The following is a 26081-nucleotide window of genomic DNA, read 5'->3' on the forward strand; positions in this document are numbered from 1 at the left end:
ACACTGTAATTTTCTAGCTTCCATCTCTTACAGTTACATAGAGAGATAAAAGTGTAATTTGGGGTGGACGAAGGGGATCGAACCCTCGACCGCCGGAATCACAATCCGGAGCTCTACCAACTGAGCTACGCCCACCACTGCAAGCGAAGTGCAGACTATTCAAATTCTTTCAAAGAATCAAGAGCTGATTATCAAACTCTTTTATAGCCTACCAAAATGGCGCGCCCGGCAGGATTCGAACCTGCGACCATCCGCTTAGAAGGCGGATGCTCTATCCGACTGAGCTACGGGCGCTTAACCGTTAAAATTGGTCGGGGTAGAGAGATTCGAACTCCCGACATCCTGCTCCCAAAGCAGGCGCGCTACCAGACTGCGCTATACCCCGTTATCTTTACGAAACTCCTGCAAAACACTAAGAAATGTTCGCTGGACAACGGCGACGAATACTACTCACAAGCGGATAGTTCGTCAATTCCCTTGTCAAAATTTAAGAGTTAACCAACCAACAGGTTAGTGTTATCAGGTTATCAATCTGGTTGTCGGAATGCCAACGCGATTTTCAAGGGTAAGCACCAAACCACATGAAATCATATTTCATATGATCGGGTACTTAAAAGGAATGCCATAAAGCGGCAGTCACTGATAAACTTACGTGCTCTACGATTTTAATGATAACGAATACCAATTTCGCGCTTTCTAACAACCATCCTGTGCGTGGTTATACCAATGTCGTTTTTAAATTGTGGAGTGAGCAAGTTATTTTGGGCGACTGGGCAAGGCAAAGCGACGAGTCATAGCCGTAGCTATGGCGAGGAACTTCAACGCAGATCCAGTCGCCCAAAATGGCTGCACAGCCCATAATTTAAAAACAGAATTGGTATTAGTTAGGTAGAAGCATGGTCAGGAAGTTCGATTGGTATGATGTCAGAGACAGGCCCCAGCATCTATGACAGCAAGAATTATTGATGGCAAAGCCATCGCCCTGCAATTAACCGATTCCATTGCCGAAAAGGTTAGCCGACGCACCCAGCAAGGGCTTCGTCCACCCGGACTTGCTGTTATTTTGATTGGAGATGATCCTGCTTCAAAAATTTATGTTGGCAAAAAGCGTCAAGACTGTGAACGAGTGGGCTTCAAATCCATTTCTCACGACTTGCCCGCCAGCACCGGCGAAAAACATTTACTGGATCTGATCGATGCACTGAATAATGATTCAGAGATTGATGGCATTCTTGTCCAGCTGCCTTTACCTGAACATATTAATAGCGAGCTGGTCATAGAACGCATCCGCCCGGATAAAGATGTTGATGGTTTTCATCCATACAACATTGGTCGCTTGGTTCAACGCATCCCTCTTCTTCGTCCCTGCACGCCAAAAGGAGTAATGACCCTACTCGAAAGCACCGGCGAAGCTATCCGCGGTAAAAATGCGGTGATCGTTGGCGCCTCCAATATTGTTGGCCGCCCGATGACCATGGAGCTACTGCTGGCAGGCTGCACCACCACCACAGCTCACCGATTCACTGACAACCTGGCGGCCGAAGTGGCCCGGGGCGACATTCTGGTAGTCGGTGCAGGTAAACCCGGCTTAGTGAAAGGTGAGTGGGTAAAGAAAGGCGCTGTTGTTATTGATATTGGCATCAATCGCATGGACGACGGCCGACTGGTGGGTGATATTGAGTTTGAAACTGCCAAGGAAAGAGCCTCCTGGATCACACCAGTACCGGGCGGCGTTGGCCCAATGACCGTCGCCACTCTACTGGAGAACACCCTGTACGCCGCCGAACATTTGCACGATTAACGTGCTTTGTCTGAGTTGATTGGCAAGTCAACTCAGACAAATTCTCCTTTTAAATTACCTCACCCGCTCTTCCTCAGCAATTTCCTGACATTCTGCCTCTTGTGCAATCTGCCCCAAATGCGCAGAGTCTGATGCCAGCGGACTCAGAGGACAGGGAATCACTATCTCTTCTTCAATTGGAACCTGATCTACCGGTTCGACAGTCTCTTCTACTGCAACTGACTGACCAATCTGGTTCACAAGCCTGAACGAAAAGAAAACAGCCAGCAGGGAAAACACAACCCCACCAATCGCCTGCCCGGATAACACACCAAAGGCACCATCCATTTTCCCGCCCACCATGATAAACGGCACCGTACCAATAGTGGCCTTCCCCCAATTAAATAACGTGGACCAGCCAGGCTTACCCAGATTATTAAACGACGCATTTGCAACAAACAAAGCACCGTTAAAGACAAAACTGATGGCAATCCATGTGCAGAAAAAATGGATAATCTGTGACGCCTCCCCTTTCGTACTGAAAAGCACAACAAGAGAGTCCTGCACTAGAAATACAACTATGGAAACAACGGTTATATATACCGTTGAAAAAAGATAGGCGTTTTTGAGGCTTTGCTTTACCCGATCGATTAACAGGGCACCATAATTTTGGCCAACGATCGGACCAATGGCACCCGACAGGGCAAACACCACCCCAAAAGCGACAGGGGTTATACGCCCGATAATCGCATAGCCTGCGACGATACCATCACCAAAGCCTGAAATCTCCCGCATAACCAGCACAGAGCTGATTGGCATTGCCAGATTGGTGAGAATAGCGGGTATCGCAATACGCAGAATGTCGCCTATATCCCGATAAAACTGCTGCAGATTTACCCTGCCCAGCAACTGGTGAACCTTGATAACGCCGTAAGCAGATGTACAGAAAATAGTCAGTCGAGCACAAACAGAAGCGATCGCAGCACCTTCTATGTCCATATCCAGCATGAAAATAAACACCGGATCCAACACTGCATTGACAGCCCCACCGGCTAACGTGGATGCCATCGATCGTTTTGCATCCCCCACAGCCCTTAGTGCTGCACCAAAACACATGGCAATTGCCAACACAGGCATCGAAGGAATCATGATATTCAGGTATTGAACAGCCAGAGCATGAACCTCACCTTGAGCACCCACCAGATCCAAAAGTTCCGGGATGTACATCCAGACCACCAAAGCAATCACACTGGTGGACAGCGCGCCAAGAATGCCCGTATTTGCCAAAAACTGACAAGCACGATCCCGCTCACGAGCACCGATCGACTTTGACAGCAATGCCCCCGTGGCAATAGAGAGCCCGATACCAATTGATGTGGTGACAAATAAGACGGTGCTCGCATACCCAACAGCGGCTGCAAGAAATTTCTCCCCCAACAGACTAAGAAAAAACAGATCCAGCATATCCACCACAAAAAGCGCAGTAATACCAACGGCATTACTCAAGCTCATTACAGTGATATGCCGCATGGTTGAGCCGCGGGTAAAACGGGCATGAGGCATAATCGGCCTGTCGTGTTATCAACATTGAAAGGATGAAATCGGGAGTGACGATATACCCAAAGGATTTCAAGTTGCTACGCGGCGGCAAGTGAGCGAAGCCTTTAGGCCCTCGGGTCCCGTGAGCCTACAAATAGTAGGTGATCGGGGTGAGCGAGCGCAGCCAACAAAGTAGCAACTTGAAAGGCGCTGGGTATATTAAAAATTCTTACTGAACATAGCACCAACTTCTCATTCAGAACACTGGTCAGCATACATCTTACAAACTGCAGTCGCGGGGAAGCAGTCTCAAAATCATTACCAAGCTGCGATAGACGTTTTTTTTGTTCTGGGCATATGATCCACTTTAGAAAATGTTACCTCTCATCAATCGAACCTCAGAAAGTAACATCGATAGATCAAACATTCCCAAATAACACAACGCTTATGAACGAAATGCAAACCATGAAAATTCCTGATGAGCCTATCATAAAAGCCTTTCCATACACCCAAGACCCTGAAGTCAAAAAAATGGCATAGCTCATGCTTACATTTTTTGTAATGTGTCGATTGGGATTTAAGGGAATAAATTCAGAGCCGACACATAATACCCTCGTAAATTTTGAGTATTTCAGTAATGAACAAACCAACACGCAGCTGCATGGAAGCCTACCTGAGACAGATGGGCATTATGAAGTTGCCAGCGAACCCTCAAGAGCTTGAAAAAGAGTACTACCGCCAGATTTACAAGGTACAATCTCGGGAAACGGCTCTAACCATACCCACAACCAAAACCGCCAACCGCCGGCACGCACAAACCAGAACAAATATTGCCCGGTAAACCCGCTATGAGCCCGTTACATCTGAACCCAATTGCCGCTCCAGTCGTCTTTGCCGGGTAATGCCATCAATGGTGAAGATGATCAGGGCAGTCCAAATTAAGCCAAAGCTCATCAGCTGTACTTGCCCAAGGGGCTCTCCATAAAGAAAAACACCCACCAAAAATGATATAGAAGGTGCCAGATACTGCATAATGCCCAAAACGGTCATTGAAAGTGCTCTCGCTGCTATGTTGAACAACACCAGAGGCACTGTTGTGATGAATCCAGCCAACGATAACAATAAGGCGTTTTCGGGGTCAGCGAACCTGAACGAGTGCTCATCATTACCTGCCAGCCAGATAAAATAAACAGCCACTATTGGCATCAGCAGCAACGTTTCCACTGCCAGACCTGCAGCAGCATCCACATTAAGCCTTTTTCGAAGCAACCCATAAAATGCAAAACACAGCGGTAAAGCAAGAGCAACCCAGGGCAATTTACCCAAATAGAAAATCTGCAATAATACGGCAGCTAAGGCAAAAAACACCGCGAGAGCCTGTGCCCTGCTCAGACGCTCACCAAAGAAGCAGTACCCCATCAAAACGATAAAAAGTGGGTTGATGTAATACCCCAGACTGGTCTCCAAAATTCGATCGTTAGTGACCCCCCAGATAAAAATGAGCCAGTTTGCCGCAATCAACAGGGATGTCAGAGCCAGACCACCCAGTAACCTGGGCGTTTTAAGAATATCGATCAACACACTCAGTTGCCGTCGGCACAACAAAAACACCAACAGCAATATCGATGACCAGAAAACTCGATGCCCCAATACCTCAAGGGGAGGCACCTGCTCCAAAAATTTAAAATAAATAGGGATAAGGCCCCATAAAACAAAAGCACCAGCAGCAGACGCCAGGCCTGATTGATTCTCAGCGAGTTTCACCCGTCCCCCGAATTCTGGCTAATAGGACCATGAACCAGATAAAAGAAATAACAGAAAATATTTTTATGGTATAAAACCCTATCCTGTATATCACAGGGTGGACATTTGCACTACAAACCCATTGTTTATTTATAATTCTCTGGGGCTCACCCACAAAAAAGCCCGCATTTAAGGCGGGCTTGGCTGCGAAGAAGAATCGTTACTCAAAGATGATTCGACCTTTATTCTTATCCAGCATTCTATCACCAACGTACTTTACCTCATCCAGATCATCCATAGATTTGAATGGGCCATTGGCATCACGGTGCTTCACAATCTCCATGGCAATTCTGGGGCCAACACCGAGCAAACCATCATCAAGCTGCTCTACCGTTGCTTCGTTAATATTAATCTTCGTCTTATCGTGTGAGTGCTTGGGCCCTGCAGCAAAAGAACTGACACTAAAGAATGTAACGATCAAAAAAACTAATGATTTTAAATTCATCTCAAATACTCCTTGATTCTGATAATGAACTGTTACCCTGAGGAGCAATTGACGTCATCTTGACTCATTGCTCCTTCTAAAATCATTAAAGCAACCTAACCATTAAGATCAATGACAGATTGCGCTGTTTTGACCAGAGGTCTGAAACCTCAACCCACTGGCGCCAAGCCCAGAATCTCATCCTTAAAGGTCTTGCTGGGTGGAGTTTCTCCAATCCATACCCGCAAAATCAAATTGAACAGGCGTTTATCGGCAGCAATCATTCCTTTTTCTTCACCTGCGATCTCGATTCTCACACCTTGATCTGGCAAATACTCAAACACTGCTTGATCACCCCTTTTCATCGAGCCATCCACTAGCGCAAGCAGTTCGGCGATCTCATCTTTCATTTCTTCCTGCTCAGCAGGCGGAGTGTTCAGCTGAATTGACTCATAAAAAGCATTAGCAATACGACGAGCACTCATTTTGGAAACCAGCATCACAAACGCCATGCGCTGATAACCTTGAGATGCGTAGATCTCTTCAGGATTACTGGTTGGCTCTGCAAGGTACAGGGCACCGATATACCCTTTCACCATTAAATACCAGGAGCGGACGGAGGCCCCTTGCAGGTAGATTTCAGAGTCTCCTCCATCCGCAGAGATAACATCCGGCAGATCATAATCATTAACAATCAAGGCGTTTGCCGACATGGGCAACGTGATAAGAAAAATTGCACCGAGCAGAAGCTGACGAGTCATCTGGACTAACATACATCGTTCCTTATTATTATTGGTACCATTAGTACTGCACAGGTACTCACTGGGTAACAGAATACCCTCTGTTGACAAGCACATTTTAACGGAGAGCGTCAGTTAATTGCCAGAACTGTAATGCAAACCAACGCATAAAAATGCTGATTGATGACCACTGGTCATCTTATCAAACTGCCTTAAGCCAGAGCTTTCAAACTCGACCATAATAAATAATACCACCCATTGAAAAACCTGAATAAGGCTCAACATTGATAGCTAGAACCGTTATTCAGATCGCTGACGCCATCAGCAACAGAACTCCCAACGTTTTTTCTCTTAACCAGCTTATTGCAGATATATCATGACAGATCAGGACTCCAACAATCCCGAAGTACTACTCGGGGATGAAGAAAACCAGGAACCTGGTACAGGACTGGTTCTCCCAAATCAGGCTTTGCCTGACAAACTTTACCTTATTCCGGTATCAAACCGGCCATTCTTCCCTGCTCAGGTTCAGCCACTGGTATTCAGTAACAAAGAGTGGGGAGAAACTCTCCAACGCGTGGGTCAGAGCACTCATAAAGCCGTAGGCCTCAGCTTTGTCAGCAGAATGTCGGAGGATGATATTGCGCCAGACGACTTCCCTGAAGTGGGCTGCGTGGTCAAAATCCATAATATTGTGTCCGAACATGATCAGGTGCAATTCATCGCCCTGGGCATGCAACGATTCAGAATTCGGCAATGGCTCCGCCGTCGTCCACCTTATCTGGTTCAGGTGGAGTATCTCGATAACACCGAAGACAACAGCGATGAAGTCAAAGCTTATGCGCTGGCACTGATTCAGGCGATCAAAGAGTTGATCCCACTGAATCCGCTCTACAGTGAGGAGCTGAAAAACTATCTCAACCGGTTCAGCCCAAAAGACCCATCCCCACTCGCTGACTTCGCAGCCGCTATTACTACTGCGCCTGGCCAGGAGTTGCAGGAAGTACTGGAAACCCTTCCCGTCCAGCGACGCATGGAAAAAGTACTGGTCTTGATTCGTAAAGAGCAGGAAGTTGCCCGACTGCAAAGTGAAATCAATGCGGAAGTGAATCGCAAAATCAGCACCCACCAGCGGGAGTTCTTTCTAAAAGAACAGCTCAAAGTTATTCAGAAAGAGCTGGGCATCTCCAAAGACGACCGCACCGCTGAAATCGAAGAGTTTCAGCAGCGCATGGAACCCATGGTGGTGCCCGAGCACGCCAAAAGTAAAATAGATGATGAACTGAAAAAACTGTCCATTCTGGAGACGGGTTCTCCAGAATACGCCATCTGCCGGAATTATCTGGACTGGGCTACCTCTATCCCCTGGGGCATCTATTCAGAAGACAACCTTGATCTGCCTCAGGCGCGGCAGGTACTCAGCTCAGATCACGACGGCCTTGAAGACGTCAAAGATCGTATTGTTGAATTTCTTGCGGTCGGTGCTTACAAAAAAGAAATTGCCGGCTCCATCATGCTGCTAGTAGGCCCTCCCGGTGTGGGCAAAACCTCCATTGGCAAATCTGTTGCCAAGGCATTGGATCGAAAATTCTATCGCTTCAGTTTGGGCGGCATGCAGGATGAGGCAGAAATAAAAGGACATCGTCGTACTTATATTGGCGCTATGCCCGGAAAACTGGTTCAGGCCTTTAAAGAAGTCGAAGTGGCTAATCCGGTCATCATGCTGGATGAGATTGATAAAATCGGTGCTTCTTATCGCGGCGATCCTGCTTCTGCCCTTTTGGAAGTGCTGGACCCCGAACAAAATGCGGAGTTTCTGGACCATTATCTGGATATGCGCATTGATCTCTCAAAAGTGCTCTTTATCTGCACAGCGAACCAGATGGATACCATCCCCGGCCCGTTAAGAGACCGAATGGACGTCATTCGTCTATCCGGTTACATTGCAGAAGAAAAAGTCGCCATAGCCAAAAATCATCTATGGCCTAAGCAATTGAAAAAAGCAGGTCTGAAGAAAGGCCAGCTAAAAATATCGGACGCCATTTTCCGCAAGATCATTGATGGCTACGCCCGTGAATCCGGCGTGCGCCATCTGGAAAAGCTACTGCAAAAAATTATCCGTAAAACAGTCGTTCGCTTTCTGGAAAACGATGAGAGCAAACTCAGCGTCACTGGCAAAAACCTTGAGGAATTTCTGGGCGCGCCTTACTTCCGCCCGGATAAAACGCTGGAAGGTGCTGGTATCGTTACCGGCCTTGCCTGGACGTCGATGGGTGGCGCCACATTACCGGTGGAAGCCTGCTTAATTCATCAACAAAGGGCTGGCTTCAAACTGACCGGCAAGCTTGGCGATGTCATGAAAGAGTCTGCTGAGATTTCTCACAGCTACATGACCAGCAACGCCAAAAAATACAGCGTGCCCGAAGACTTTCTCAAGAATGCCTTTATCCACTTGCACGTACCGGAAGGTGCCACGCCAAAAGACGGCCCCAGTGCCGGCGTTACCATGACAACTGCACTGATCTCACTGGCTCGCGACATCAAACCGTTAAAGAATCTTGCCATGACCGGTGAATTGACACTGACCGGTCAAGTGCTGGCTGTCGGTGGTATTCGGGAAAAGGTCATTGCTGCACGGCGACAGAATATCAAAACCCTGATACTGCCAGATGACAATCGCAGAGACTTTGACGAACTGCCCGACTACATCCGCGAAGGACTCACCGTGCATTTCGCCCAAAAGTACGACGATGTGTTTAAAGTCGCCTTCCCTAGCCCAAGCGCTAAGAAAAGTGCCGGTAAGCGCATTAAAAAATAAATGTTAAAAAATCACCATTAAAAAAGCGCCATCCGAAGATGGCGCTTTTTACTTCACTATCATAGCAGCGGTAACTAATACCGTTTGGACACGCTAGTGAGCATCCTTAGTATGGTCCCACTTCATAAATCCCGCCACATTTTATAAGACATTTATCGTCTATAAAAAACACCTGAAATCAGGTTCAGTGCTTTGCTGCCGCTAGGAGGCTGACCGAGAATAGCGCCCGTAGCGAGGATGGTAGAAAATTGAGGATAAAAATTCTGTTTTGTGAAGTGAATAGTGGTGCTATTTGCTGAACAAAACGGAATCTTTAGACCAATTTACTACCACCGCAGTAGGGCAACCTATTCTCGGTCAGCCTCCTAGATAGCTTTTTACCGTCGCAACAATCGCTTGCGTCTGGCTGTCAATTTCAAGGTTGATTCGATCACCCACCTGAGAAGTGCCAAAGCACGTCACCTTTAGCGTTTCGGGGATTAAGTGCACACAGAAACGATCATCTTCCACCTTATCGCCAATGGTAAGACTGCAACCATTTAAGGAAACATAACCTTTAGAAAGAATATAATCTTTCCATTTCGAATCAAATTTGAAGAAGATGGTGACGTTATTTTCTTCTTTAATAACGTCGCATATCTCAACTGTGTCGTGAATATGACCAGACAACAGGTGTCCGCCAATCTCATCACCAAACCGTGCCGCCCGTTCGATATTAACCTTACTGCCTTCCTCAATAACACCAAGGTTAGTGACCCGCAATGTCTCCTTCATCGCATCAAAACTGACACCGTTCTGATCAAAAGCGACAACCGTTAGACAACAACCATTCACCGCAATACTCGCACCGATCTCAAGCTTGTCCAGAAGCTCTGGCGGCAGCTGCACCGTAATACGATTAAGCTCATTAAACTTTTCAATCCGGCTAACGGGAAAATAGCCTTTCACAATGCCTGTAAACATACACTACTTCGCTTATGACTTAATAAATCTTATGGCCGTCTTGAGCGCAGACAATGCACCAATCGTTCAAGAGCAACCAGACTGTCTGGGGTATAATTTCGGTGATTCCGGTTTGATAAAATATCTTCTGGTGATTCCATGACCACACTGGCCACTTCTTCTTCCTGCAACACCAGAGGCCCATCATAGCAGCAGGTGTACACCCTGCCCCAGACCTGACAATCATCATTCTGAAAATAAAAGTGGAAGTGGGGAGTAATCTTGACACCTTCAATCCCCATCTCTTCAGACAATTCCCGGGAGGCAGCCAGATCATAGCTCTCCCCTTCGGTGACCACTCCGCCAGTTGCCGGATCATAGTAGCCCGGGTAGATATCTTTGTTCAGAGTGCGTTCCTGAACATACAACTGACCTTCGCTGTTAAACACGAACACGTATGTTGCTCGATGACAAAGCGCCTCTTCTCGCATTTGCCCTCTGGGCACCGCCCCTAAGACAAAATTGTGATCATCTACGACCACCACACTCTCTACTAAAGAGTCTACAGACGTTTCCACAGACGGTTGTACCTCTTGCTGACCAGGCATCGAGATCTCCTGTTGCTGTCATCGTTTTTTATTATGACAACATCTTATATCAAGGGAATATTGAGCGGAAAGAGAAATTAAGAAGAAAAATTGGCCTGATGGCTCGATTAACGTTGATCCCTATGAAGATGACAGAGTAACGGATCATATTCAAGACTGACCAACACCCAATAAAAACAGTATGATAAAACAGGCAAGTGCATCATTTACTGCACACTTTACTCCACGACTTACTCCACAATTTACTCCACAACAGCGCAAAGGAACCGATACAAACTACGTTCTGCACTCTACATTTATCAGACGGCAGAATGATTGATTCAGCATCTCCAAAGGGGGCAGAATGAGCCAAACCAATAATGTAGTCTCCACCACCGTCAATCCGGTTGGCACCATGCGCGTGCTATCGAGCCGGGAAGTTCACAGCCTGCAGGATAACTCCAAAGCGGGCTTGCACCGACTGTTTCGCCAGTGTGCTCTGGCCGTGTTAAGTGATGAAATGGAAGGCGACAGCGCTGAAGAGCTGCTGCAATCCTATACCGATTTTGATATTCGCATTATTCAGGAACACCGCGGGCTTAAGCTCGAACTGATCAACGCCCCCGCTTCCGCCTTTGTCGATAACAAACTGATTCGCGGCGTCAGAGAAAACCTGTTTTCTGTTCTGCGAGACATTCTCTACGTCTCCTCGCTGGTACCGCACAAAGAGAACGATGAAGCCGTCAGCTCCTCCGATATCACTCACCAGGTGTTTGAGGTCCTTCGTCACGCCAATGCCTTTATCACCAAACAGACGCCGGATATTGTTGTCTGCTGGGGCGGTCACTCCATCGGTCGAGACGAGTACAAATACACCAAACTGGTTGGCTATCAGCTGGGGCTGCGCAGAATGAATATCTGCACAGGTTGTGGCCCCGGTGCCATGAAAGGCCCAATGAAAGGTGCTTATATTGGCCATGCGAAACAACGCATCAGCAGAGGCCGTTTTATCGGTTTAACGGAGCCGGGCATCATCGCGGCTGAATCTCCGAATCCCATCGTTAACGAACTGATCATTATGCCGGACATTGAAAAACGTCTGGAAGCCTTTGTCCGTCTCGGCCATGGCATCATTGTATTTCCCGGTGGCCCGGGCACCTGCGAAGAAATCCTCTACCTGCTGGGAATCCTCTTACATCCGGATAATCAGGATATCCCCCTCACCCTGATACTCACTGGCCCGGCAGGCTCTGAAGCCTATTTTGAACAGATCGATGAATTTATTGGCAACACCCTCGGCGTTGCAGCCCAGAACAAATACGAAATCATCGTTAACGATCCTGCTAAAGTGGCAACTCTTATGGCCAAAGGACTGGAAAAAGTCACCCGCTTCCGCCGAAGCCAGAACGATGCCTATTACTTCAACTGGCTGTTAAAGGTGGATCAGGAATTCCAACATCCTTTTGATCCAACCCATGAGAACATGGCCGCACTGGATTTACACAGCAACCTGCCACCACACCAACTGGCGGCCAATCTTCGCCGTGTGATGTCCGGCATTGTTGCCGGCAATATAAAAGAAGACGGGGTCAATCTGATTCGACAAAAAGGACCTTATCGACTGAGCGGCGAACCAGAGCTGATGAAGCAAATGGATAAGCTTCTACAGTCGTTTGTAGACCAGCATCGTATGAAGCTACCGGGCAGCCACTACGAACCCTGCTACGAAATAGTTGAAGGGTGATACAAAATATCTTGTAAAATATTTGCTGTTTTTTCAGGCAGCGCAAGACTCCCTGAAAAAACAGCCTGACAAATTAACCAAGGAGAGCCGACAGCATTAACCGATATAAAATGAATTACCAGCTAATACTTTCAAAGTTTTCGTTTGGTTTTCATTGATTTTGCTGCATATGCCATCAGCCTGCTTAGAAAGAGCAGAAACCTCTAACCCGCCAATAGACCTTAATGGCACTAGTGCCACACAAATCAGCATATGATTGAAAAGAGGAAAGTGATCCCCTTTTTCTGTAATAACATCTTGTTCAATTCCCTTCCTCACAAGATCTCTCTCACACTCAAGAATATTTCTTTTCAATTTACGTTCTTTGTTCATCTTATCAAGCGCCGTTTCTTCTTTATTAGCTGAGCCACCCTGAGCTGCCAATGTGTCTGCATAAATAACTTCGCTTACAGGTTCACGCATCTGGTCAAGGTATTCTCCGGCAAACTCTAACGTCTTTATAGATTTCACCACTATTTCACTGCCAGCATTTGAAGAAGCTTCTCCAGATATCACGTCATTACTTTCACCAGCTTCTGCTCCGGTTTGATATTTTTTCAATTGATCAACGGCATCTTTACAGAAGTCACTAGCCTCTTTATAAGGCTCATTATATAGAATCGCATCTTTTATACCCAAGGCTAACCGAGAAGAAGCAGACAGGTTTTCCGGAAACTTTTTATAATTCTCCAGATACGCCAACCGCAGCTCACTGACCGCCCTCTCTTTAGACAAAAGCGGTAGCTTTGTATCAGGGTGACGCATTAACATTAAAAAATTACCCGCATCTGGGGAATAAATCTTTGACAAAATACCCGAGCACGGCGAAGTTTTACCCAATGAAATAAAAGGAGAATTCAGAGCCTGAACGGACTTACTATTCTCTGACGTGTCATGAAATCGCACGATCTCACTTTGATGCAAACCCAATGAAAGCTCTCCCTCGGAGCCTTCGTTTTTAAGCCACCCAACGCTTTCGCTAGCGCCTGACATCATATTTAAGCTAGTCACCGAATACCCAGTAGCGCCATACGCTTTTAGCCTATTATCTTTTTCTGGATATTGTCCATTCAGATTTGGAGCTCTGAAATATCCCTGTTCAGCCAGCTCTCTGATCGTTTGATCAGACAAATCCGGGTGAAAAGCAACTTGCTCGCAGTAGAATGAATCCTGTCGCGCCTTCACACCAAGATCACCAACCGTTTTATGCCCCTCTTCGCTATGGATTACAGCTATATTTCTATCCTTCAATTCTTTGATAGGCAATCGCCCATACTTTGGGAGTTCATTTTCATCTATAAATTGGATCTCAGAATTCAAACAAGATAAAGTCTGACCTCTTATTTTTACCACATCACCAAATGACAACGCACCTCTTTCTATCCTGGATCCCGATATATGTACCACATTAACGAAATAAGCCTGATCTTTAGGCACATCAAAGGTGGCAATTGAAAAGTACTTATCACCTAAACACTTACCCTTTGGATTTATTGGATCACCAGTCGTAAATTTCTTTGGGGGCGAGGTATAGGCAATACCAAAAGACGAATGATTACCCATCAAACTTACTAGCATTTCAGTTTTGACCTCTCTATTGACTGGTTCAAATTGTTTAAACCGGCATTAATATCTTCTATATTGATCAGATGATCAGAAACAAGTTCCCCGTTTGGCCACCTTTCATCAACAATACTCGTAACTATCAGACCAGACGCTGGCTGACACCCCATTCACTAAAAAAATAGTGGTTATTTCGGTCTTTACTTAACTTGAAATGTACGTTCCGCTATACTGCCCGCGCCGCCAGTGCTTTAACTGCCTGATAATTATCAACATCATTGCGTGAGCACTGGCCAAGATTTCACCTTGGAACGTCTGACGAGCCTACCCAATAATCACAATGGTTCGTCGAAGGATCGCCCAAGAGCCTGCCACAGATGATGAGGGTAGAACTCGTGTTAGAAGCATACAGAAAACACGTCGAAGAGCGTGCACAGGAAGGTGTCCCACCTAAGCCCCTGAGCGCAGAACAGGTACAAGGCCTGGTTGAACTGCTGAAAACCCCACCCGCCGGTGAAGAAGCGTACCTTCTTGACCTGCTGGAAAACCGTATTCCTCCCGGTGTTGATGAAGCCGCTTACGTAAAAGCCGGTTTCCTGTCCGCCATCGTCAAGGGCGAAACAGAATCCCCACTGGTCGACAATAAAAAAGCCGTTGAATTACTGGGCATGATGCTGGGCGGTTACAACATCGAAACTCTGATTGAACTGCTGGACAACGCCGAACTGGCAGAACTGGCTGCAGAACAGTTAAAGAGCACACTATTGGTATTCGATTCTTTCCACGATGTGGAAGAAAAAGCCAAAGCCGGTAACCAGCACGCTCAAGCAGTATTGCAATCCTGGGCGGACGCTGAATGGTTCACCAAGCGTGACGCGGTGCCAGAAAGCATCAAAGTGGCGGTATTCAAAGTCACCGGCGAAACCAACACGGACGATCTGTCCCCTGCTCCAGACGCCTGGTCCCGCCCAGATATCCCTCTGCACGCTCGCGCTGCTTACAAAATGACCCGCGATGGTCTTGAGCCAGAAGAACACGGCGTGACCGGCCCTCTGAAGCAAATCGAAGAGATCAAGAGCAAAGGTCTGCCCGTTGCTTTTGTGGGCGACGTTGTGGGTACCGGTTCTTCCCGTAAGTCCGCCACTAACTCTGTACTGTGGTTCTTCGGCGATGATATGCCTGGCGTACCCAACAAGCGTGCTGGCGGTATCTGCATCGGTGCCAAAGTAGCTCCTATCTTCTTCAACACCATGGAAGATGCTGGCGCACTGGTTTTCGAAGCACCCGTAGACAAAGTGAACATGGGTGACGTGATTGAAATCCGTCCATACGACGGCAAGATTCTATCTGAGTCCGGCGAAGTTCTGTCCGAATTCACCTTTAAATCCGACGTCATTCTGGACGAAGTTCAGGCAGGCGGCCGGATAAACCTGATCATCGGTCGTGGTCTCACTGACAAAGCCCGTGAAGCGCTGAAGTTAGGTCATTCAGACATCTTCCGTCGTCCAGTGGCACCAAAAGAGTCCACTCACGGCTTTACCCTTGCTCAGAAAATGGTTGGTAAGGCCTGCGGTGTTGAAGGCGTTCGTCCTGGTCAATACTGCGAACCTAAGATGACCACCGTTGGCTCTCAGGACACCACTGGCCCAATGACCCGTGATGAACTGAAAGATCTGGCGTGTCTGGGCTTCTCTTCTGATCTGGTGATGCAGTCTTTCTGTCACACGGCTGCTTATCCAAAACCAGTGGACGTGGAAACTCACCACACACTGCCCGACTTCATCATGAACCGTGGCGGTGTTGCCCTGCGCCCTGGCGACGGCATCATCCACAGTTGGCTGAACCGTATGCTGCTGCCGGATACTGTTGGTACTGGCGGTGACTCGCACACCCGTTTCCCACTGGGTATTTCCTTCCCGGCGGGTTCTGGTCTGGTTGCTTTTGCAGCGGCTACCGGTGTTATGCCACTGGATATGCCAGAATCCATTCTGGTTCGCTTCAAAGGTGAAATGCAGCCGGGCATCACCCTCCGTGATCTAGTTCATGCCATTCCACTGTACGGCATCAAGCAAGGTCTGCTCACCGTCGAGAAAAAAGGCAAGAAGAACGCCTTCTCTGGTCGTGTACTGGAAATCGAAGGTCTTGAAAGCCTTACTGTTGAGCAGGCATTTGAACTGTCTGATGCTTCCGCAGAGCGTTCTGCAGCGGGTTGTACCATCACCCTGTCTGAAGAATCCATCACGGAATATCTGAACTCCAACATCACCATGCTGCGCTGGATGATCAGCGAAGGTTATGGCGATCGTCGTACCATTGAGCGTCGTGCACGTAAGATGGAAGAATGGCTGGCGAACCCAACCATGATGCGGGCAGATAAAGATGCCGAGTACGCTGAAATCGTCGAAATCGATCTGGCCGACATCAAAGAGCCAATCCTCTGCGCACCAAACGATCCAGACGACGCACGTACACTGTCTGATGTTGCCGGTGACAAAGTGGACGAAGTCTTCCTGGGCTCCTGCATGACCAACATTGGTCATTTCCGAGCTGCCGGTAAACTGCTGGAGCAGAATCACGAGCCGCTGAAGACCCGCTTCTGGATGTCTCCTCCTACTAAGATGGACAAGGCGCAGCTGGAAGAAGAAGGTTACTACGAAATCTACAACGACAACGGTGTTCGCACAGAAATTCCGGGTTGTTCACTGTGCATGGGTAACCAGGCTCGCGTAGAGCCCGGTGCGACTGTACTGTCTACCTCTACCCGTAACTTCCCGAACCGTTTGGGTGATGGCGCTAACGTATACCTCTGCTCTGCAGAGCTGGCTTCTGTGGGCGCGATTATGGGCAAGATTCCGACTACTGAAGAGTACATGGAATACGCCAGCAATCTGAAATCCATGTCTGCGGACATCTATCAGTACCTGAACTTTGACCGTGTTGAGTCTTATCAGAAAGCGGCAGATGACATTATTGCCAAAGCTGGTTAATCAGACAACGATGTCAATGTAAATCCAAAGCCCCTGATCTTCAGGGGCTTTTTATTACAGCGCTTTTTATTGCAGAGCTTTTTATTACAGAGCATTTATGAACAACACCCAAAAACCCACACCAGAATCACTCTTTACCCCGGAGTTGACTCGGTGGATCAAAGACAATATTCCACTACTGAACAATATGGATGTCAGCTTTGATCAGTTTCAGGATGGAGAGCTAACCATCAGCTGCCCGCTAGAGCCCAATATTAACGACAAAGGCACTGCTTTTGGCGGAAGCATTGCTGCACTGGCCACCATTTGCGGCTGGCTTTACACGACACTTTACGCACGCACAATAGTAAAAGAATGCGCTGCCGTGATTGCTGATTCACAAATGACCTATCACGCGCCCGGCACAGACAGAATCATCGCAAAGTGCCAGGCTCAGGTTCCAGAAACGTTTTATGAGCGATTAGGCGAACAGCGTAAAGCCAAACTGGAGTTAACCATCACACTGCTCTCGGATGAGATTCATATCGCGACTTACAAAGGGCTCTATGTGGCAATCCCATGATTACCACAACAATTCATATCTGGCTTATGGCACTTTTGAGAGATTGAAATTCAGCCTTATCCAAATCGTCCGTTTTCCCATAAGCCGAGCGGATATATCGACTAATAACTGGCTTCAACTTTTCCCCCAGAGCAGGATTTTCTAAACAGATACGATCAGCAAACGCCGCCGGCCCTTCTCCGGGTTCTCGGTGATAGCCTTTGCGCGCTAGCTTTTTCTCTAATGACAGCCATAATTTTTGATGTACGCTCAACGCTGACTTTTTGCTCAACAAAAAGAAAACACCATACAGTGAAAGGAAGATAACCATCAGTCCACCCAGTACTGTCATCTGGTGCCAATAATAAGCTGCAGTACCAAACAACTGACGCATATAATCTTCCTGAGTGTCCTCTTGATACTGGATAACTGATTTCTGCCAGCGATACTCCAATCCTTCCCACTGGTTTCTCAAAAACTTCAGAACTTGGGTATTTCTCAAATGGTAGGCCAATGGCAACTCTGTCTGCTCAAGCCGTCCTCGGGAAATCATCTCATCAATGCCCAGCTCTACCCTTTCAGGAGCGACCGCTGTCGTTGGATCAAAACGAATCCAACCTTCACCATCCACCCAGATTTCTGCCCAGGCATGAGCATCTCTCTGTAATACCCGAATAACATTGTCTTCCGGTAATAAATCACCGCCCTGATAACCCGTAACAATACGAGCCGGCACACCAACTGAGCGCATCATAAAGACAAAACTGCTGGCATAATGCTCACAGAAACCTTTTTGATAACGGAACATAAAATCATCCACTTCATCCCGCCCCATCAGCGGCGGCGATAGAGTGTAATAAAACGTGGACTGATTGAAGAACTTCAAAATACTCCAACCCATAACAAGAGGATCACCCTCCGATTCCTCAAACAACTGTCGTGCAAAATAGCGACTCTCTTCATTACCTGTGTCAGGTAATGTTGTGTTCACTTCTCTTAGCCACGCTGGCATGGATACGGATACCGGATCAATTTGCTCCGATGAAGGACGATAGAGCTTCCTTTCGAACACGGGGCGTTCTGCCTCAATCCGCATGGTACGAAACAAGGTACTATCAGCTATTGCACTGGCAGCCGGCCCCAGAGTAGGCAACCACTCACTGCCACTGGGTTCCAGTAAAATTTCGTAATCATATCCGTCTGGCTGATTCTGCCACCAGCTGACCGCGGAACTCTTCTTTACTTGCCAGTCGCTATCACTAACGACAACATCAGGGTATTGACGGCGCACTGTATCCAGTTTGGTTTGCGACCACTGACCATCATTGTATTGATCAAAAACCAGAGCTCGCCAGTAACGTTGATCCGGTAAAGGCATTCCCCCCTTAAACTGCGCTCTGAATGCTAACTCGTAGGATTGGCTCAAGCTGGCAACATCACCAGGCTTTAAGGTATCGGAAAGACCGGTTTGCTTTGAGGAGTCCGGCCAGGTCACCGCCCACAAGGGTCCCAATCGAGGCACAAAGACAAACAGTACAATGGTTAATGGCAACGTCTGAAGCACCATCAATCCAGCAAAGCGACCACTGACTTTTATTGAACGTTGATCAGGCGATGAATAGATAGCATGAACTGCCGCCACCAACACACCAATGCAAAGCACCAGATAAGCGGCCTGTGACAACGATTGAGAATACAAACCTGCGGCACCGGTCACAAAGAAGCCAATAAACGCCACAATCATGGCGTCTCGTCGAGTAACCATTTCCAGCATTTTCAATGCGTAGCCGGTGACCAAAACAGTCACCGCCATCTCCAGGCTAAACGTCCAACCTAAACCGGTAATAATTAACCCAAAAGAACAGGCCACCAGCACTATTCTGATAACAACATTCGGCCAGAAGCCACGACCAAACCAAATCAACACGCGCCACAATAGCGTCAGAGCAATCAGCGGTAGCACCGTTGCGGGCAACACATCAAACACCGGCAGCGCCACCATAACCTGAGCCAACAGCAACCACAACGTGGCGTAGCGCGATACCGCCGGGCTCATGACTTTTTTCTTTTTAGCGTTCATCACTGTCATCAACGTTGTAAAGTGCCAGCAATTCCAATGCTTTATGCAGATGGGCTGCGCCGTTGGCAGGCGACAGCTTCTGTGTACCCAGGGTTAAGCCATAACTGAAACGCTGTCGTTCACAATGAAGGCACCAGCCGGTCAAAATCGACAATTGTTTTTCAAGGTCGTAACCAGCAACCTGATCCAAAGAAAACCACAACTCTCTACCAACGGGCTGATCAAACTGCTTGGTCAGCAGTTCCCCCGTTTTAGCAAAACCCTGCCAGTAAACATGGGAAGGGCTGTCGGTTTCCTGATAACCGCGAAAACCATGAAAATCATCAATACCGGATTTCACCAGCGATCTTTCACCGTCCTTACCGGAGCTCCCCTCTGGTAATGGTACATCTTCCTCCGGCGCGGGATAAATCAACGAGTGGTAATCCAACCGAACCCAAGTCCAGGCACGAAAAAAACCCAATGGATAAATGCTTTTGATGAGCATCCTGCCCGGTCGAAATCGCCCTCTTTGCTCTTCTGGCGCCAACAGTGACTGCTCATGATCATGGGAAAAACTGGCAGACACCATTTCGGACTCTGGCCAGCCCATCAAAATGGAAAAGCGCTGGCGACCTTCGGTCAGGCATTCCAAATTCACCGGCACCGGTTCGCCCGCATAAACCGACTCAGCGCCCCGCACCACCAACGTAATACCGGCCAGGTTTCGCCACGTATGAATCATGGAAATCTGAAAAAGACTGAGCATGAAAAAACACAGCCCAAATGCTAATGAGTTGGAATAGTTTGTGGCCACCAGAAAGACCAACAACACCATCAACAGCCAGAAAAAACCGTAGCCTGTGGGCACAATATAAATACGACGCTGGTTTAATCTGATGCGATGGGAGCGAGGGCTTCGGCTGTCAATCCAGCGGCGAAACCGTTCCGATAGCCACGTCCCCGGTGATTTCAGACCTTCACTCATACTGTGAGAGCGCATCCGTTTAAACCATCACGTTAACACGGGCCAGTAATTCGCCAGGTGAAATCCCATGCTTACTGGTGGTCAAACGGTGCCTTGCCACGGGCAGAAATACCGTTTGAACATCTTCCGGCACCACGTAAGTTCGACCGTCAATACGGGCCCAGGCTTTTGCAGCCTGAAGCAGAGCAAGGCCAGCCCGTGGCGACAGGCCAACCTCAAAATGCTCTTCACTGCGCGTGGCTTTTAACAATCGAAGAATGTAATCCAACAGCAAATCACTGGCGCTGACCTTGTCCACTTCTTCCTGCAGCAACAGAAGCTCTTCTGCAGTCATCGCCTGCTCAAGACTATTGAGACAAAGACGACCAGCCTCGCCTTTCAAGATGGCTTTTTCAGATTCGGTATCGGGATACCCCATATGAATCTGCATTAAAAAGCGATCCTGCTGAGATTCCGGAAGCGCAAAGGTACCTTCCTGAAATACCGGGTTCTGGGTCGCAATAACGATAAACGGCTTTGGCAGCATTCTGGCCTCACCATCAACAGTCACCTGACGTTCTTCCATGGCTTCCAGCAATGCACTCTGGGTTCTGGGTGATGCTCTGTTGACCTCATCGGCCAGCAGCATCCCGGTAAACACCGGGCCCGGTTTAAATTGAAAGTCACTGGCAGACTGATCAAAGATCGAGACACCGAGAATATCCGCTGGCAATAAATCGCTGGTAAATTGAATCCGCTGATATTCCAGACCCAACAGACGAGAGAAAGAAAGCGCCATGGCCGTCTTTCCCATGCCGGGTAAATCTTCGATCAACAAATGCCCACGGGCAAGAAAACAGCAAATCGCCAGTCGTACTTCGTTATCCTTCCCCCGAATAACGCCCGACATGGATTCCAGGCAGTTCTTGATTATTGAGTCCATATCAACCTGATTATTGAATAATAGGCAGTGCTATCAAAGCAACTGTTGTAGTCCTTTATCGAGATCCCGCTTGAGATCTTCAATATCTTCTAACCCCACAGCAACACGAACCAAGCCTTCTGTAATGCCAGAGCGCTGTTTGTCGTCATCCGAAAGACGACAATGCGTGGTGGTTGCGGGGTGAGTAATGGTGGTTCGGGTATCACCGAGATTGGCGGTTCGGGACATAATGGCGACACTGTCGATGACTTTCCAGGCAGACGCTCGGCCACCCTTCACTTCAAAGGCCAGCACACCACCAAAGGCCGACTGTTGTTTTTTGGCCAGCTCATGACTTCGATGGGAACTCAGTCCAGAGTAATGCACCTTGTCTACTGCCGGATGTTCATCCAGCCATTTCGCCAAAGCGGCGGCATTACGACAGTGGCCTTCCATTCTGATGGAGAGCGTTTCCAACCCTTTAAACAGAACCCACGCATTAAACGCGCTGAGCGTGGCGCCGGCTGCCCGTTGCCACAAATGAACTTCATTCACCAGTTCTTTTCTGCCCACCACCATGCCCCCAAGGCAACGCCCCTGACCATCGATATATTTGGTGGCAGAATGAATAATCAGATCGGCTCCAAAAAGGAGCGGCTTTTGTAATGCTGGCGTACAGAAACAGTTATCCACCATTAATAGTGCGCTCTTGTTATAGGTATTGTGGGCAATATCTGCCAGTCGTTGTATATCAGCGACGTCGCTCAGAGGATTCGACGGCGTTTCCAAAAATAGAAGACGGGTTTCCGGCGTCATGGCCTCCTGCCATTGCTGATAATCGGTCAGATCCACAAAGGTGGTTTTCACACCGAACTTTTCAAAGTATTTGGCAAAAATCGTAAACGTCGTACCAAACACATTGCGGGAACAGATGACATGGTCACCGTTTTTCAGCAACGCCATACAGCTACCCAAAATCGCCGCCATACCGGACGACGTTGCACAGCCAATAATATCTTCCATGCCGCCGGCTTCGAGAGTGGCCATGCGCTCTTCAAACATCTGCACAGAAGGGTTGGTGTAGCGGGAGTAGACATTACCGGGCTCATCACCCGCAAACACGGCCTGAGCTTGGGCGGCGCTGTCATAAACAAAGCTGGAGGTTAAATACAGCGCTTCACTGTGCTCCCGCATATCGCTGCGAAAAGAACCGCCCCGGATTGACTGAGTGGCGAAACCCAGCGCTTCATCAATGTCTGGAAGTTGATCGTTCACGTCTTGATTTTTCATGGGTAATTCCGGGACAGCTTTTTTTTGAGAGTTATACCTGTTTGAGGAGCTAAACATAACAGAAGCCAAACAAAATCCACAGCCTTGAACCAATTTTCGTTATCATGGTCGAACCGTCAACACGATTGCTGAATAAACGCACACTATGGCCCCCACCTTATTGTTAATTGATGCCCTGAACCTGATACGCCGAATTCATGCAGCAGTTCCCGGCAGAGAAGCCCCTAACCAAGACAATCATGATGATGAAGCTCAGCAGGTTGAGGGCGCACTGTCGGCAACCGTGTCCTCTGTGCAGCGAGCCATTAAAGAGTGCAACCCGACTCATGCATTAGTCGTGTTTGATGGTGATCCGCCCACCTGGCGTCACGAATTACTGCCGGACTACAAAGCCAAACGCAAACCGATGCCCGACGCATTACGAAGACGACTGTCTGACTTCAATAAAGCATTTCGCGAAATGGGGCTAATGACTTTTCGCCGTAATGGCGTGGAAGCTGACGATGTAATTGGTGCTATCACCCATAAAGCTATTGCCGGAAAGATCAACACGATTATTCTGTCGACGGACAAAGCTTACCGCCAACTGCTTCAATCGCCTCTGGTCATCCAGAGAGATCATTTCCAGAAGCTTGATTTTGACCGCGCAGAAGTGATGAAAGAGTTCGGCATTCAACCAGAACAGCTGCTGGATTACTGGAGTATGGCAGGGGTCGGTGATATCCCGGGCGTCGACGGGGTTGGCAAAAAAGGTGCTGGTGATTTGCTGGCTCAATTTGGCAATCTGCAAAACCTGTTCAGTGAAGGTTCAAACGTTGAAGCACCGAAAGGGCCTCTAAAAAAGGTACTGAATCAGAAAGAACACGCTTTACTATCTCTGCAGATGGCAACGCTTAAAGAGGATATTGACTTGGGCATGAGCTTGAAAGAAATGAGGTATCTGAACAAGTAGGTCGGCAACCCGATGGGTTACCAACCTTGGCAAACCGATCGATTACAGATCATCCTCATTGTGAAGATCGATAATATCGCTATCCGCTGCCCGGCTGCTGTCATTCCGATGGGAAGCCAGTTTAGCCAGATACGTATCATCAATATTCCCCGCCAGATAACAGCCATCAAATACCGAGCAATCGAAATCTTCGATCTCTGGATTTAACGCCGCCACGGATTTTTTCAGCTCATCCAGCTCCTGAAAAATCAGCTTATCCGCACCGATCTGCTGGCTGATTTCCTCAATCGTCCGATCGAAGGCAATCAACTCTTCACTGGTGGGCATATCAATGCCATAGACATTAGGGAAACGAATCGCCGGTGCCGCAGAGCAGAAATACACTTTCTTCGCCCCCGCTTCCCGCGCCATTTCAATAATCTGTTCACAGGTAGTACCGCGAACAATGGAATCATCCACCAGCAGTACATTCTTTCCGGCGAACTCCTGACCGATGGCGTTCAGCTTTTGTCGTACGGATTTCTTGCGAATCGCCTGACCCGGCATAATAAAGGTTCTGCCGATGTAGCGATTCTTCACAAACCCTTCCCGATATGGCAAGCCAAGACGAGTCGCCAGCTCCAACGCAGAGTTGCGACTGGTGTCTGGAATGGGCATCACCACATCAATGTCATGATCCCCCCATTCCCGCAGAATTTTATTCGCCAGCGTTTGCCCCATGCGCAAACGGGATTGGTAAACAGAAATACCGTCCACTGTTGAATCGGGTCGCGCCAGATAGACATACTCAAACATACAAGGGGTTAGCTTGCCGGGCACACACTGGAAACTGTGCAACTGCCGCTGCTCATCAATATAGATCGCTTCACCTGGCGCCACATCTCTTATCAGCGTAAAACCCAGAGCGTCCAGCGCCACAGACTCCGATGCCAGCATGTATTCAGTGCCCTGCTCCGTTTCCCGTTTACCGTACACTAATGGTCGTATACCGTTGGGATCACGAAAGCCCAGCATGCCCTGCCCGTTCACCAGCACAACCACCGCAAAACCGCCTTCGCAACGCTCATAAACCCCTTTCACAGCGCTGAAAAAGTCTTCGGCCTGAGGCTTGAGCTTGCCAGCTTTGGCCAGCTCGTGAGCAAGGACGTTCAGCAGAATTTCAGAGTCTGAATGGGTGTTGATATGGCGTAAATCCGCCTCAAACAGTGATTGTTTGATCTCTTCCGCATTGGTGATATTGCCGTTATGAGCGAGCGCGATGCCGTAGGGAGAGTTGACGTAAAAGGGTTGGGCTTCTGCGGAACTGGAAGTACCCGCGGTGGGATATCGAACATGGCCAAGGCCGGAAGCGCCACTGAGCCGTGTCATGTGTCGGGTGCGAAATACATCCTTCACCAGACCGTTGTCTTTTCGCAGGAAGAACCGGTTATTGTCCAGTGTTACCATTCCTGCCGCGTCCTGCCCCCTGTGTTGTAGCACAGTCAGCGCATCGAACAACAGCTGGTTAACATTCACCGTTGCCGAAATACCGACGATTCCACACATGTACTCACCCTCAGGATTGATCAGTAAAGCGTGTTATCAAAAAGACCGACCAGATGAAGAATTTGCCTGTTCCCTGTCTGAAGATCCATTTCCTGATAACCCGTGTGGGGCGAATCATACGTGAAATTACGGTATTCCGAAATCGGTCTCAGTGCTCAGATGTAAAAAATTTCGGATCTATACCAAAAGGATTTCAAGTTTCTACGCGGCGGCAAGTAAGGCTGGAGTAATACAATAAGCGCAAGAGCCTACGAATAGTAGATGACTGGGGTGAGCGAATGCAGCCAACAAAGTAGTAACTTGGTAGTAACTTGGTAGTAACTTGAAAGGCGACGGGTATAGTCAACCACGCATCAGCGGCCCCATCAAACCCACCACCGTTTCTTTTGACCAGTCCGCCAGCAGCAGGAAGTGAGGCAATAACACCGACTGCTGCCAGGCTTGATCCTGCTCCAGCGGCGCCAACGTCATCAAGCCCAACAACACCGTCACCAGCAAACAACCACGAAGCCCCCCAAACACCATGCCCAGCATACGATCCGTGCCCGTCAAACCAGTGGCCTGAACCAGCTCAGCAATAATGCGGTTAACCAGTGCACCCAGCATTAATGTCACCACAAACAACAGAGCACAGGCCGCCATAACCCGAATGGAAGGTGTGGCGATGTAATCAGTGAATCGTTCAGACAGCGCTCCGCCAAAAGACCAGGCCACAAAGATAGCGGCGATCCAGGTAACGAGGGACAGTACCTCTTTAAAAAAGCCCCTTTTTAAGCTGAGCAATGCTGAGATAATAATAATTCCGGCTATCAGCCAGTCAATCCAGGTAAAAGACAAAC

At 48.2% G+C, this 26081-nt stretch carries 20 protein-coding genes and 3 tRNA genes; 7 read left to right on the forward strand and 16 right to left on the reverse strand.

Features of this window, described 5'->3' with window-relative positions:
* Positions 1 to 59: 59 nt before the first annotated feature.
* The 3 genes from Q1B11_RS05540 to Q1B11_RS05550 all read right to left on the reverse strand — a co-directional run bounded on the left by Q1B11_RS05540 (position 60) and on the right by Q1B11_RS05550 (position 385).
* Positions 60 to 135 (reverse strand) — tRNA-His (locus Q1B11_RS05540).
* Positions 136 to 217: 82 nt separating this feature from the next.
* Positions 218 to 294 (reverse strand) — tRNA-Arg (locus Q1B11_RS05545).
* Positions 295 to 308: 14 nt separating this feature from the next.
* Positions 309 to 385, reverse strand: a tRNA-Pro gene (locus Q1B11_RS05550).
* 561 nt (positions 386 to 946) lie between these two features.
* Between Q1B11_RS05550 and folD the strand changes: the two genes are divergently transcribed.
* On the forward strand, positions 947 to 1801 hold the full coding sequence (gene folD, locus Q1B11_RS05555; protein WP_299728846.1) for a bifunctional methylenetetrahydrofolate dehydrogenase/methenyltetrahydrofolate cyclohydrolase FolD: 855 nt from the start codon (positions 947 to 949) through the stop codon (positions 1799 to 1801).
* 54 nt (positions 1802 to 1855) lie between these two features.
* Here folD and Q1B11_RS05560 read toward each other — a convergent pair whose 3' ends face one another.
* Positions 1856 to 3343, reverse strand: coding sequence for an MATE family efflux transporter (locus Q1B11_RS05560; protein ID WP_299728849.1), 1488 nt, complete (start codon positions 3341 to 3343; stop codon positions 1856 to 1858).
* Between the two features lie 613 nt (positions 3344 to 3956).
* On the opposite strand from Q1B11_RS05560, the gene Q1B11_RS05565 reads away from it, so the two are divergent.
* Positions 3957 to 4160 carry a hypothetical protein gene (locus Q1B11_RS05565; RefSeq protein WP_299728852.1) on the forward strand — a complete coding sequence of 68 codons (204 nt, stop codon included), beginning with the start codon at positions 3957 to 3959 and terminating at the stop codon, positions 4158 to 4160.
* Positions 4161 to 4165: 5 nt separating this feature from the next.
* Here Q1B11_RS05565 and rarD read toward each other — a convergent pair whose 3' ends face one another.
* The 3 genes from rarD to Q1B11_RS05580 all read right to left on the reverse strand — a co-directional run bounded on the left by rarD (position 4166) and on the right by Q1B11_RS05580 (position 6319).
* The gene (rarD, locus tag Q1B11_RS05570; RefSeq protein ID WP_299728855.1) at positions 4166 to 5083 is read right to left on the reverse strand and encodes an EamA family transporter RarD; all 918 of its coding nucleotides are present in this window, start codon (positions 5081 to 5083) and stop codon (positions 4166 to 4168) included.
* Positions 5084 to 5282: 199 nt separating this feature from the next.
* A complete protein-coding gene (locus Q1B11_RS05575; RefSeq protein WP_067521149.1) occupies positions 5283 to 5567 on the reverse strand; it encodes a helix-hairpin-helix domain-containing protein in 285 nt (94 codons plus the stop codon).
* Positions 5568 to 5716: 149 nt separating this feature from the next.
* Positions 5717 to 6319, reverse strand: a complete 603-nt coding sequence (locus tag Q1B11_RS05580) for a chalcone isomerase family protein (RefSeq protein ID WP_299728864.1) — start codon at positions 6317 to 6319, stop codon at positions 5717 to 5719.
* A gap of 343 nt (positions 6320 to 6662) precedes the next feature.
* Between Q1B11_RS05580 and lon the strand changes: the two genes are divergently transcribed.
* Positions 6663 to 9104, forward strand: coding sequence for an endopeptidase La (gene lon / locus Q1B11_RS05585; protein ID WP_299728867.1), 2442 nt, complete (start codon positions 6663 to 6665; stop codon positions 9102 to 9104).
* 357 nt (positions 9105 to 9461) lie between these two features.
* Here the strand turns inward: lon and Q1B11_RS05590 are convergent, their stop codons facing one another.
* Together Q1B11_RS05590 and yfcD are read right to left on the reverse strand one after the other, a co-directional pair.
* Positions 9462 to 10067, reverse strand: coding sequence for a riboflavin synthase subunit alpha (locus Q1B11_RS05590; protein ID WP_299728870.1), 606 nt, complete (start codon positions 10065 to 10067; stop codon positions 9462 to 9464).
* Positions 10068 to 10096: 29 nt separating this feature from the next.
* Positions 10097 to 10654 (reverse strand): NUDIX hydrolase YfcD, encoded by a 558-nt coding sequence (yfcD, locus tag Q1B11_RS05595; RefSeq protein WP_299728873.1) that lies wholly within the window; start codon positions 10652 to 10654, stop codon positions 10097 to 10099.
* A gap of 343 nt (positions 10655 to 10997) precedes the next feature.
* Between yfcD and ppnN the strand changes: the two genes are divergently transcribed.
* Positions 10998 to 12377 (forward strand): nucleotide 5'-monophosphate nucleosidase PpnN, encoded by a 1380-nt coding sequence (ppnN, locus tag Q1B11_RS05600; protein WP_299728876.1) that lies wholly within the window; start codon positions 10998 to 11000, stop codon positions 12375 to 12377.
* Positions 12378 to 12473: 96 nt separating this feature from the next.
* On the opposite strand, the gene Q1B11_RS05605 is transcribed toward ppnN, so the two are convergent.
* Positions 12474 to 13979, reverse strand: a complete 1506-nt coding sequence (locus Q1B11_RS05605; protein WP_299728879.1) for a hypothetical protein — start codon at positions 13977 to 13979, stop codon at positions 12474 to 12476.
* Between the two features lie 395 nt (positions 13980 to 14374).
* Here Q1B11_RS05605 and acnB point away from each other — a divergent pair, with 395 nt between their 5' ends.
* Together acnB and Q1B11_RS05615 are read left to right on the forward strand one after the other, a co-directional pair.
* Entirely contained in the window at positions 14375 to 16966 is a 2592-nt protein-coding gene (acnB, locus tag Q1B11_RS05610; protein ID WP_299728882.1) for a bifunctional aconitate hydratase 2/2-methylisocitrate dehydratase, read from the forward strand.
* A gap of 97 nt (positions 16967 to 17063) precedes the next feature.
* Complete coding sequence (locus tag Q1B11_RS05615) at positions 17064 to 17528, forward strand: YiiD C-terminal domain-containing protein (protein ID WP_299728885.1); 465 nt, start codon at positions 17064 to 17066, stop codon at positions 17526 to 17528.
* A 13-nt stretch (positions 17529 to 17541) separates the two neighbouring features.
* Here Q1B11_RS05615 and Q1B11_RS05620 read toward each other — a convergent pair whose 3' ends face one another.
* The 4 genes from Q1B11_RS05620 to Q1B11_RS05635 are packed head-to-tail and all read right to left on the reverse strand — an operon-like array spanning position 17542 to position 22745.
* Positions 17542 to 19587, reverse strand: coding sequence for a DUF3488 and transglutaminase-like domain-containing protein (locus tag Q1B11_RS05620; RefSeq protein ID WP_299728888.1), 2046 nt, complete (start codon positions 19585 to 19587; stop codon positions 17542 to 17544).
* Positions 19577 to 20569, reverse strand: a complete 993-nt coding sequence (locus tag Q1B11_RS05625; RefSeq protein WP_299728891.1) for a DUF58 domain-containing protein — start codon at positions 20567 to 20569, stop codon at positions 19577 to 19579. Before Q1B11_RS05625 ends, Q1B11_RS05620 begins: the two co-directional genes overlap by 11 nt.
* A 4-nt stretch (positions 20570 to 20573) precedes the next feature.
* On the reverse strand, positions 20574 to 21476 hold the full coding sequence (locus Q1B11_RS05630; RefSeq protein ID WP_299728894.1) for an AAA family ATPase: 903 nt from the start codon (positions 21474 to 21476) through the stop codon (positions 20574 to 20576).
* Between the two features lie 33 nt (positions 21477 to 21509).
* On the reverse strand, positions 21510 to 22745 hold the full coding sequence (locus tag Q1B11_RS05635) for an O-succinylhomoserine sulfhydrylase (protein WP_299728897.1): 1236 nt from the start codon (positions 22743 to 22745) through the stop codon (positions 21510 to 21512).
* Positions 22746 to 22890: 145 nt separating this feature from the next.
* On the opposite strand from Q1B11_RS05635, the gene Q1B11_RS05640 reads away from it, so the two are divergent.
* Positions 22891 to 23697 carry a 5'-3' exonuclease H3TH domain-containing protein gene (locus tag Q1B11_RS05640; RefSeq protein WP_299728900.1) on the forward strand — a complete coding sequence of 269 codons (807 nt, stop codon included), beginning with the start codon at positions 22891 to 22893 and terminating at the stop codon, positions 23695 to 23697.
* Between the two features lie 42 nt (positions 23698 to 23739).
* Here the strand turns inward: Q1B11_RS05640 and purF are convergent, their stop codons facing one another.
* Positions 23740 to 25242 (reverse strand): amidophosphoribosyltransferase, encoded by a 1503-nt coding sequence (purF, locus tag Q1B11_RS05645; protein ID WP_299728903.1) that lies wholly within the window; start codon positions 25240 to 25242, stop codon positions 23740 to 23742.
* Positions 25243 to 25584: 342 nt separating this feature from the next.
* Positions 25585 to 26079: a CvpA family protein gene (locus Q1B11_RS05650; protein WP_299728906.1), complete on the reverse strand. Its 495-nt coding sequence runs from the start codon at positions 26077 to 26079 to the stop codon at positions 25585 to 25587.
* Positions 26080 to 26081 lie beyond the last annotated feature (2 nt).

It is taken from the genome of uncultured Endozoicomonas sp., assembly GCF_947495845.1.
Taxonomy (GTDB): Bacteria; Pseudomonadota; Gammaproteobacteria; order Pseudomonadales; family Endozoicomonadaceae; genus Endozoicomonas.